Consider the following 10,034-nt stretch of genomic DNA (forward strand, 5'->3'; position numbering starts at 1 on the left):
CCGAAAACCTGGATCGCTTCATTGCCTGTCTCCTTCATTGAGGAACAGGCTAACCCAAATTCGGGAACACTTCAGGGGAGCACGTCACATTGCATCAGCGGCTTGGGCCATCGGTTCATTCAAAACAAAACCCCGCTAACCGATTGGTTTAGCGGGGTTTTTTGTTGTGCTTTTGGTTGCGGGGGCTCGCAACCACCGATACCGACATTTGCTGGAAGTGGCTATCTGACGGCACTTCATCACTGCGGGAGATCATATCCGGCGCCAGGGGCTGGCGACCGATGAAAGTTAGAAATATCAACACCGGCTGCCGTCGTGACGGTTTTACCATCGGCGACCGCGCTGCGCTGCTTCTCGCGGCACGCCGGACCCGGCCCGCGTATATAGTGCAGTTCAGGCCGATAGCGATATGCGAAGAGCCCTTGGAATGCCCCTCCCGACCTTCTCGTCATGCGTGCATGCGCCGGCATTTCACGGAACTTCCTGCATCAGGATTCGCCAATGACAGCTTCCTCGTCAATCGCCTCGCCCTGCCCGGCTTCGAGCCAATACGCCTGCTCGCCTTGTAGCAGGTGCTCGCGCATCGCCGTTTCGGCGGCATCCGGATTGCGCGGCGCGATCGCCTCGAAGACGCGTTTGTGTTCTTCATGGCTGATCCGGTCCAGCCCCGGTATCCTGAGCGCGACGCGACGCTGGTACTTCAGCCACTCGGCCATCGCTTGTAGAGCGCGACGATCACCGGATTGCCCGGCCCGGTCGCGAGAGCACTGTGAAACGCCACGTCCGTCGCCGCGAAGGCTTCCCGCCGATCGATTCGCCGTTCCGCTTGGGAGCCTCGCGCACGAGGCTGATGTATTCCGCCGTTGGCGCCCTGGCCGATTCGCGGGCGATCGCGCATTCGGGCTGTGCCTGTTCACCAAGCGGCTCGACCAGGGAAGCTTTGTGTGGCTCTCAAATCCGCCGCGCTGGACTGTCGCGGAGGGTCAGAAGCTCAAGGCCGAGCGCTGATCGATCCGTTCGAGCAGCAAGATAGCTGCAGCTTGTCTACTTGACGCTCCCCTTCCCCAGCCCTTCGACGAACCATTTCTGGGCGGCGAGGAATACGACGATCAAGGGCAGCACGACGAGGGTCGACGCGGCCATCAGCGGGCCGTAGTCGTTGCCCGCCTCCTCGTTCTTGAAGGCCATGATGCCGAGCGGCGGCGGCATGAGGCTTTCGGACCGCACCGCGATCAGAGGCCAGAACAGATCGTTCCAGTGCGAGACGACCGAGAAGATGGAGAAGGCGATGACGGCGGGCATGGCCATCGGCACCATGATCTTCCAAACGATGGCGAGCTCCGACAGCCCGTCGAGGCGGGCGGCGTGAACCACGTCGTCAGGAATGGACTTGAAGAACTGGCGGAACAGGAAGATGCCAAAGGGCGAGACCACGAAGGGGAAGATGAGCGCCGCATAGGTGTTGAGGATGTCGAGGTTGTAGCCGAGGATGAAGAGCGGCAGCGCCAGCACCTGATGGGGAATGAGCAGGCCGATCAGCACCAGGCCGAAGAGCGCGTCGCGGCCCCTGAAGTCGAGTTTGGCCAGCGCATAGGCCGCCGGCGCGCAGACCAGGATCTGCAGGACGAGGATCGCCGCCGAGATTATCACGCCGTTGAGCATGTAGCGCGGCAGCGGCACCTCGGTGAGCGCCTTCGTGTAGTTCTCGATCGCATGCCATTCCTCCGGCAGGAGCGAGAAGGACGTGCGAAAGATCTCGCCCGGCGGCTTGAGCGAGAGCGAGACCATCCACACGAAGGGCACCATGACGAGCGCCCCCGTCAGAAGCAGCAGGGTGTGGCGGGCGATCGCCGCGGGCGGGGCAAGGCGGTGTCCGGCACTCATTGGTAGTGCACTCTTCTGTCCATGATGCGGGCCTGGATGAGCGTGAGCGCCACCACGATCACCAGGAAGACCACGGTGACGGAGGCGCCGTAGCCGGTCCTCAAATATTCGAAGCTTTCGCGGTAGAGCGTGTAGAGCAGCACCTCGGACGCATGGCCGGGCCCGCCCTGGGTGAGGATCTGCACCGTGTCGAAGCTCTCGAAGGCCTTGAGCGCCACGACGATGACGACGAACATCGTCACCGGCCCCAGCATTGGCAGGGTCACGTTCACGAGGCGGTCGAGCCAGAGGTCGGCGCCGTCGATGTCGGCGGCGTCGTAAAGATCCTGCGGGATCGATTTGAGGCCGGCCAGGAACAGCACCATGGCGAAGCCGAGATTCTGCCAGATGCCGATGGCGGCGAGCACCGGGAGCACCGTGTTCTCGTCGCGCAGCCAGTTGGCGGTGGGCAGGCCGAGGGCGGCGAGCGTCTGGTTGAGCAGGCCGATTGTCGGGTGCAGCAGCGCCTCCCAGGCGATCGCCATGGCGGCGAGCGTCGCCATGTAGGGCAGGAAATGGACGGCGCGGTAGAAGGCTCGCCAAGACCGTCCGCTCTCGATCAGAAGCGCGATGGCCAGGCCGAGGATCACCGTGCCCGGCACGACGATCAGCACGTAGACGATGGTGTTCATCAGCGAGATGCGAAAACCTTCGTCGCCGAAGATCTCGCGGAAATTGGCGAGGCCGACGAAATCGAGGCTGCGGGCGCCGAACTGCCAGTCGGTGGCGGCGATGACGAAAACGGCGAAGACCGGCAGGATGAAAAGCACGATGAGGAGCAGGAAGGCCGGCCCGGCCAGCATATAGCCGGCAAGCGCCTCCGCCAGCTTCAGCGTCCTTGCCGGCGAGGCGGCGGGACGGGCGCGTTCCACGTTCCGTAACGGCGCGGCGGTGGCGCTCATTGCACATACTCGCGGAGGTGGGTCACCGTAGCCCCCGCTGCCGGCGTCCACTGAACTCTCGGGCGGATGCGGGCGCCCTCGCGGGTGAAGGCGAGCGCCCGGTTCGGCCTCACTCCCAGATGAAGCGTCTGCCCGGCGGAAATCTGCGGCGCGCGCTCGGCAAGCAGGCGGGCAATCACCGGCTCGGCCACGCCGGGCATATCGAGATGGACGAAGAGGTCCGAGCCCATATGTTCGACGAACCGTACCGCGCCCGTGAGCGCGCCCGGCCCCGAGCGGTCCGCCACATGAAAGGCCTCGGGCCGGATGCCCAGCGTCACCTCAGCGCCCTGATCGCGGTCGATATCGACGGCGAGCGTCGATCCCGCCACGTCGATCAGCCCACGCTCGCGCACCACGCCGTCGAGCATGTTGATCTTCGGCGAGCCGATGAACTCCGCCACGCGCCGCTCGGAAGGATCGGCATAGATCTCCTGCGGGGGCGCCACCTGCAGGAGTTCGCCGTCGAGCATCACCGCCACGCGGTCCGACAGAGTCATAGCCTCGGCCTGGTCGTGGGTGACATAGATGAAGGTTACGCCGAGCCGCTTGTGCAACTCCTTGATCTCGGTGCGCATCTGGACTCGGAGCTTGGCGTCGAGATTGGAGAGCGGCTCGTCCATCAGGAACACGGCCGGGTGGCGCACCATCGCCCGGCCCACCGCCACGCGCTGGCGCTGCCCGCCCGAGAGCTGGCCGGGCTTGCGCTCCAGGAGGTGCCCGATGCCCAGCGCCTTGGCCGTCCGCTCCACCTCGGCGGCGATTTCCCCGCCCGCCCGCTTGGTTCCCGGCAGCAGCCGCCCGAACACCGGCAGCCGCTGCCATGGCGAAAGGCGCCGCATGCGCAGCGGAAGCGCCATGTTCTGAGCCACCGTCATATGCGGGTAGAGCGCATAGGACTGGAACACCATGGCGATATCGCGCCGCTTGGGGCGGACGCCGTCCACCCCCCTGCCCCCGATCGACACCGATCCGGAATCCTGCGCCTCGAGCCCCGCCAGGATGCGCAGCAGCGTCGACTTTCCGCAGCCGCTCGGGCCCAACAGCGTCAGGAATTCGCCGTCGGCGATATCGAGCGAGACATCGCGAAGAACCGAAACGGGACCGAAGGATTTCTGGACGTTCTGGAAACTCACGCCGCTCATCGGCCATCTCCGGTGTTGAATGCCACGCTTGCTTCACAATGCCGCCCGCCGGACGACGCGCGGAAGCGCCCGCCGGACAGTTGTTTGCAGGCAAATCCGCGTATCGAGGCCACGCGACAGACAGATGACAATTATCTTTTAATTCGATAGATGAGGCACGTTCGGCGATGGATGCCGACTGCTGCTTGGAGCGATCGATGCCCCGTGACGACGAGGCGCTTCCCCTCAATTCCGTCCGCGCCTTCGTGACCATCGCGCGCGAGAGAAACGTCACGCGCGCCGCGCGTGCGCTCGGCACGACGCAAAGCTCGGTGAGCCGGCACCTGGCGGTGCTGGAAAGCTATCTCGGGGCGCAGCTCATCGAAAGGCGGGGCCGCTACACGGAACTGACCGAATTCGGCCGCCTCTTCGCCAATGCCGTCAGCGAACCGCTCGATTCCATCTTCTTCACCGCCCAGCGCATGCGGCGCCGCGACCGCGCGGATGCGAACCGAATCGTGGTGCGTACGTCGCTTTCCACCTTCGCCTACACGCTGCTCATCCCGAACCTGCAGGGCTTCTCGAACGAGATGGGCGGCGCGGTGGTGGATGTGGTGAGCTCGCTGTCGCTTCCCTCTACGACCGACGGGTTCGACGTGCTGATCACGCGCGACCTGGCCCTGTCGGAACCATCCGACCATTGGGAGATCCACAACGAGCAGCTCGTCTGCGTTGGCGCGCCGCAGCACGTACCGGGCAAGGACCTTTCAGTCGTCCGGTCGCTGCCGGTGCTCACCATCACCTCGCGTCCGGACATCCTGCCCACCTGGCTGCGCGCCATGAACCTCAAGCCGGCCGATATCAAGCTCGGCGCGCGCTACGATCATCACTATCTGGCGCTGCCGGCGGTCACGACCGGAAAAAGCCTGCTCGTCGCGCCGGAGATTGTCGTGAGCGATCTGATCCGGCAGGGCCTGTTCTCCCCCGTCGAGGGGTCGCGGGCGGCCAGCGGCATGCAGTACCGCGCCTACGCGGTGGACCGCAGCGCCAACCCGATGCTGGCGCGCGCCTTCTGCCGCTGGCTGGCGCGGCTTTGCAAAAATGCGGGCGCGGACGGGGCAGCCTGATCGCAAAATTCGATGGCAGCCCGCTCAGTTTGCGATCATTGGACTTGCCAAGGCACCCCTTTGGGCTTTTGAACGCCTGCCCATGAGCAAGGCAAAACTCCTCCGCAGCCGCATGGCCGAACGCGGCCTCGTCCACATCATGGCCGCGCACAGCCCGCTCTCGGCGATCCTGGCCGAGGAAGCTGGCTTCGACGGGCTCTGGGCCTCGGGCTTCGAGCTGTCGGCGCTGTATGGGCTGGCCGATATGAGCCTGATCACCATGACGCAGCATCTCGACATGCTGCGCGCCATCGCCGGCTGCTCGTCGCTGCCGATCGTCGCCGACATCGACACGGGCTACGGCAACGCGCTCAATGTCATCCATGCAATCAGGGAATACGAAAGGGCTGGAACGGCGGCCGTCGTCATCGAGGACAAGACCTTTCCGAAGGTGACGAGCCTGGCCGCCGACGGCCGGCAGGAACTGCTGCGCATCGAGGAGTTCCAGGGCAAGATCGAGGCCGCCGCCGCGACCCGGCAGGACCCTGATTTCCTCATCATCGCCCGCGCGGAAGCCCTGATCGCGGGCCTGGGCGAAGCGGAGGCGCTGAAGCGCGGCATGGCCTATGCCGAGGCCGGGGCCGACATGATCCTGATCCACTCCAAGAGGAAAGATCCGGCCGAGATCGAAAGCTTCTCGCACGCCTGGAAAGGGCCGGGGCCGCTCGCGATCGTACCCAACGCCTATCCCGAGCTCGACGCCCAGCGCATCCACGCGCTCGGCAACATCAGGATGACCATCTACGGCAATTACGGCATCCGCGCCGCGGCGACCGCGATGCAGGACGTGTTCCGTCGGATCGTGGCAGATGGCGGCGTGCAGAACGTGCACAAGGACATCGTGCCGGTCGAAGAAATCTTCCGCCTGCAGAAGATGGATCAGGTCAAGGCCGACGAAAAGCGCTTCCTGCGCTGACGGTCATCGGACCTGCCGAAGCCGCCGCAACGGCGCGAGAGGATTCTGCTGCCCGGGCTATTCGCCAAAAGCTTCGTTGCCGACAAAGAACTCAACACGGCTGCCGCGGTAGGACATGATCGAAAAGAAGACCGGGTTGCCCTCCTCGTCCGCGCTCATCGAGCTGGTCTCGACGATCGTCTCCATCGGCGGCAGGTCCAGCGCCTCCGTCTCTTCCGCCAAGGGCAGCCGCGATTTCAGCCGGATGAATGTGCGCCGGGTCCGCAGCACACCGGCATCGGCCAAAGCGGCGGCGAGGAAGAAACTCCGCTTCTCGGCTTTGATCCGCGCCAGGATGCTTTCAAGCCTGGGCATCCTGGCATGCGGAAAGAAGATGCGGCCAAGGACGACCGGAACCTCGTCCGCCTTGTTGACCGTGACCGCGAAAAGGACGGGTGCGCCGACATCTATCTTCAGATTCTGTGCGACACCCTTCGTCGCCGGGATCCGCTCGACGCTCATGAGATCGCGGCTGGGCGTCATCGCGCTGTCGAGGAGGTTTTCCTCGAACGTCTTATGCGCGGCGATCCGGTATTCGAACACTCTTTCGGAAACGAAGGTCCCCCGCCCGAGCTGAACGTCGATGACGCCCTCACTGCGCAGGTGTGACAGCGCACGCCGCACCGTCTGGCGCGCCACCCCGAACCTTTCCGCCAGATCGAATTCGGCCGGCAGCTTGTCGCCCGGTCCGAGCAGGCCCTGATCGATCTCGCGCATCAGGGCATCGCCGACCTGCCGCCAACGGCTGATCCCCTCGCTCTTCATGGCGCCGATTCTCCCTCCGGTCCGCTGACATTCCTACCTGCTTCGATGCTCCGGCACACGGCGCCATCGCAAAAGAAGCGCTCCTTCAAGCGGACTGTCACAAGACTCTCATAAAAGGTGTCTATAAATGCGTACATCTATACACCTCATAGCTGAACCGCCATGTCAGCTCAAGTCCCGCCCTGGCTTTGCCGGTGTCGAGAAACGCCGCCCTACCGCGGATCGGCGGAAACGCGCTTGGCAAGGCCGCCCTTCCACGACAATTGAGGAGAGGACCGACCATGGATAGCAAAATTCTCGCCGCCGCTGCACTGATCGGCGGCCTGGCGCTTTCCGCACCAGCCCATGCAGAGACCACCATAACCTTGTCAGGCTCCGGCAACGCGCAGAACCTGGCGCTCTATGAGAAGCTCGTCGCGCTCTACAATTCGCAATCCGAGGGCGTCACGGTCGAATGGATCGGCGGCCCGCGCGAGACATCCGAGTTCCAGCAGCAATTGCTGCGCGACCGTATGGTGGGCGCCGAGCTGCCCGATGTCGTCCTGTTCACCGGCCCTCTCCTGCAGGTCCTGCGGGAGAACGACATGGCCGTGCCGCTCGATGCGCATATTGCGGCGGATGCGGATTGGAAGGCGCAGTTCTCGCCTTCCGTGACCAGCCCCGGCATGTTGGGCGGCAAGACCTACGGGCTTGCCTACGGCGTCTCCATGCCGGTGGTGCTCTTCAATTCGCAGCTGGTGAGCCAGGCGGGTGGCGATCCGGAAGCTCTGCCGCGCGACTGGCCCGGCATCCTCGACCTGGCGAAGAAGATCGACGGGATCGCGCCGAACATCGTCGGCGGCTTCTTCGAGTACGACAATGGGGTCGGCTTCAGCTGGCTCGTCCTGCTGGAAAGCTTTGGCGGCGCCGTCATGGATGCGGCGGATGAAAACTTCACCTTCCAGGGGAGCGAAGGGCTGAAGGCGCTGCAGCTCCTGCGCGACTTCGCCAATGGGGGCCAGGCGCGCGCCGACATGACGCGCGACCAGGCGCGCCAGGCGTTCGGCGCCGGCGGCATCGGCGTCTTTGTCAGCATGAGCAGCCTCATTCCGCGCTACGAGGAGGCGGCGGGCGGGAAATTCAAGGTGGTCTCCGTACCGCTGCCGCTGGCGGAGGGCAAGGGGCGGGTGCCCGGCTCGGCCGTGATCGGCGCAACGCTTGCACGCGATCCCGAGGCACAGCAGGCGGCGTTCGACTTCATGAAATTCATGGCCGGGCCCGAGGGCCAGGCCGCGCTCGCCGCGACGACCGGCTATGCGCCCACCAACAGCGTAGCCATGGAGCAATCGGAGACATTGAAGGATATTCTTGCCGGCCGCGGAAACGCCCATTCCTATCTCGAAAACCTCGACGCGCTGAGCGGCTGGTACATCGTGCCCGGCGAGAACGGGCTGCGCATCGCCGACATGTTCATCCAACACCTGCAGGGCGTGGCGACGCTGAAGGCGACGCCCGAGGAAGCCCTCGCATCCATGGAAGAAGAGGCGCGGGCGCTCCTGAAGCGCTAGCCGCACCACCACCGCCGGCGGCGCCCGAGAGCGCCGCCGCGCCATCCATTCCACTGCTCATCAAGGAGGGAAATCATGGGAAGAGCAAGCAGCCTTACGTTGCAACCCGCATCGCCTCACATCGGAGCCGATGTCCTGGATATCGACATGGCCGAGGCCATCGAAAAGAACGATACGGCGGTTCTCGATGCCATCCGGAACGCGATCGAGGAGCACATCGTGCTGCGGTTCCGCAAGCAGACCCTCAAGCCGGAGCAGGTCGAGCAGCTCGGCCGCTATTTCGGGCCGCTCCTCAGCCTCAAGCGAAAGAACAATGATGCCGCCCATATCGAAGGGATCGAATATCTGAAGATCATCTCCAACGTGCAGCAGAACGACGGACGGCCGCTGGGCGATGGCAGCAGCGCGCCGCAGGACTGGCACACGGACGGTGCGGCAAAGCCCATTCCCGCGGGCTATACCTATTTCTACGCCCGCAAGGTGCCCGCTGTCCCGCCCAAGACCTATTGGATGAACGCCTATCTCATCTACGAGAACCTTCCCGCCGAGATGAAGGAAAAGATCGCCGGCCTGCGCGTCATCCATCACGAATATCCGGCCGGCAACGAGTTTCCCCTGTCTCCCAGCAAGCCTCTTGAAGAACGGCTGGTCGGCCCGCAGCATCCTCTGGTACGGCTGCATCCGACGACCGGGCGGCCGATCCTGTTCCTGCCGCACCGGGACGACATGCTGGTCGTGGGCATGAGCGAGGACGAGAGCTTTTCGCTCATCAGCCAGCTCCGGCGCCATGCGGCGGAATCGCCCTACTGGTGGTCGGCGGCCATGGAGGTGGACGACCTCGTCATCTGGGACAATCGCAGCGCGCTCCACAAGCGCGACGGATGGGAGCAGTCGCTCGAACGCATCATCTGGCACCTCGCCAATGAAGGCGAGCCGCCGATCCCGCATTCGGCGGCTTCCCGGGCGGCGTGAAGCGCCGCCGCACGCGCCTGCTCATCACCCGTGCGGTGCTCTGCACCGCACGGGTTTCCCGGAATCAGAAATGTAAGGAGAAATGGCAAAAGCATATCTCCTTCAGAAGCCGCGCAGGGGCATGGATCGAAAACAAGCAATCATCCACGGGACTTATCCATTATGCCACTTGTCGCTGGTTGCGGAACAGCGCTTCCTCGATAGTGGGTAGCGCGATGTAGCGCTCCTCCGCTACCACGCGTCCCCCACTATGACGGGCTTGGGGGAACGCCTCGCCGCCGATCAACGTGGCAAGCTTGCCCTTCACCTCGATCTCGAACCCTTCCCGTGGGCCTTTTGGGTGGATAGCCACGCTGTGAACTAGCGCCCGAAAGCTCTGAATGATGGGGCCCCGGTCGTCTGTGGCAGCGGCGTGGTCGGCCAATGCCGCAGCAAGCGCGTCCACGGTCTCGATATATCGCTCCAAAGTCGCAGGATGGAGGGTGATGGTCGGAGGCGCCTCATCAAGGGTGGCAAACTCGACCTCGACCTCAAGCCTCCGTGCCTTGAGCTCGTGACGTGCTTCCCGCTTTTCGGACCGTTCTGAGCTGGAATTTTCCAATTATGATCCCCGGATTGGGAGAGGGAGAATTCCATGAAAA

General features: G+C 64.2%; 10 protein-coding genes. 4 read left to right on the forward strand and 6 right to left on the reverse strand.

Annotated features, from left to right (window positions below):
• Positions 1 to 488 precede the first annotated feature (488 nt).
• The 4 genes from GM910_RS27935 to GM910_RS26400 all read right to left on the reverse strand — a co-directional run bounded on the left by GM910_RS27935 (position 489) and on the right by GM910_RS26400 (position 4,009).
• Positions 489 to 716 carry an FCD domain-containing protein gene (locus GM910_RS27935; protein WP_159593795.1) on the reverse strand — a complete coding sequence of 76 codons (228 nt, stop codon included), beginning with the start codon at positions 714 to 716 and terminating at the stop codon, positions 489 to 491.
• A gap of 328 nt (positions 717 to 1,044) precedes the next feature.
• Positions 1,045 to 1,884, reverse strand: coding sequence for a carbohydrate ABC transporter permease (locus GM910_RS26390; RefSeq protein WP_159593797.1), 840 nt, complete (start codon positions 1,882 to 1,884; stop codon positions 1,045 to 1,047).
• Complete coding sequence (locus GM910_RS26395) at positions 1,881 to 2,825, reverse strand: carbohydrate ABC transporter permease (RefSeq protein ID WP_159593799.1); 945 nt, start codon at positions 2,823 to 2,825, stop codon at positions 1,881 to 1,883. Before GM910_RS26395 ends, GM910_RS26390 begins: the two co-directional genes overlap by 4 nt.
• Positions 2,822 to 4,009, reverse strand: coding sequence for an ABC transporter ATP-binding protein (locus GM910_RS26400; protein ID WP_159593801.1), 1,188 nt, complete (start codon positions 4,007 to 4,009; stop codon positions 2,822 to 2,824). Before GM910_RS26400 ends, GM910_RS26395 begins: the two co-directional genes overlap by 4 nt.
• Before the next feature lie 197 nt (positions 4,010 to 4,206).
• Between GM910_RS26400 and GM910_RS26405 the strand changes: the two genes are divergently transcribed.
• Together GM910_RS26405 and GM910_RS26410 are read left to right on the forward strand one after the other, a co-directional pair.
• Entirely contained in the window at positions 4,207 to 5,115 is a 909-nt protein-coding gene (locus GM910_RS26405; protein ID WP_159593803.1) for a LysR family transcriptional regulator, read from the forward strand.
• A gap of 82 nt (positions 5,116 to 5,197) precedes the next feature.
• Positions 5,198 to 6,070 carry an isocitrate lyase/phosphoenolpyruvate mutase family protein gene (locus tag GM910_RS26410; protein ID WP_159593805.1) on the forward strand — a complete coding sequence of 291 codons (873 nt, stop codon included), beginning with the start codon at positions 5,198 to 5,200 and terminating at the stop codon, positions 6,068 to 6,070.
• 57 nt (positions 6,071 to 6,127) lie between these two features.
• Here the strand turns inward: GM910_RS26410 and phnF are convergent, their stop codons facing one another.
• Positions 6,128 to 6,874: a phosphonate metabolism transcriptional regulator PhnF gene (phnF, locus tag GM910_RS26415; protein WP_159593807.1), complete on the reverse strand. Its 747-nt coding sequence runs from the start codon at positions 6,872 to 6,874 to the stop codon at positions 6,128 to 6,130.
• Between the two features lie 281 nt (positions 6,875 to 7,155).
• On the opposite strand from phnF, the gene GM910_RS26420 reads away from it, so the two are divergent.
• Both GM910_RS26420 and GM910_RS26425 read left to right on the forward strand, forming a co-directional pair.
• Positions 7,156 to 8,421 (forward strand): extracellular solute-binding protein, encoded by a 1,266-nt coding sequence (locus GM910_RS26420; protein WP_159593809.1) that lies wholly within the window; start codon positions 7,156 to 7,158, stop codon positions 8,419 to 8,421.
• Between the two features lie 75 nt (positions 8,422 to 8,496).
• Positions 8,497 to 9,393 carry a TauD/TfdA dioxygenase family protein gene (locus GM910_RS26425; RefSeq protein ID WP_159593811.1) on the forward strand — a complete coding sequence of 299 codons (897 nt, stop codon included), beginning with the start codon at positions 8,497 to 8,499 and terminating at the stop codon, positions 9,391 to 9,393.
• Between the two features lie 160 nt (positions 9,394 to 9,553).
• Here the strand turns inward: GM910_RS26425 and GM910_RS26430 are convergent, their stop codons facing one another.
• Positions 9,554 to 9,994 carry a hypothetical protein gene (locus GM910_RS26430; protein WP_159593813.1) on the reverse strand — a complete coding sequence of 147 codons (441 nt, stop codon included), beginning with the start codon at positions 9,992 to 9,994 and terminating at the stop codon, positions 9,554 to 9,556.
• Between the last annotated feature and the right edge of the window lie 40 nt (positions 9,995 to 10,034).

The sequence above is a fragment of the Chelativorans xinjiangensis genome, assembly GCF_009812055.1.
Classification (GTDB): domain Bacteria; phylum Pseudomonadota; class Alphaproteobacteria; order Rhizobiales; family Rhizobiaceae; genus Chelativorans; species Chelativorans xinjiangense.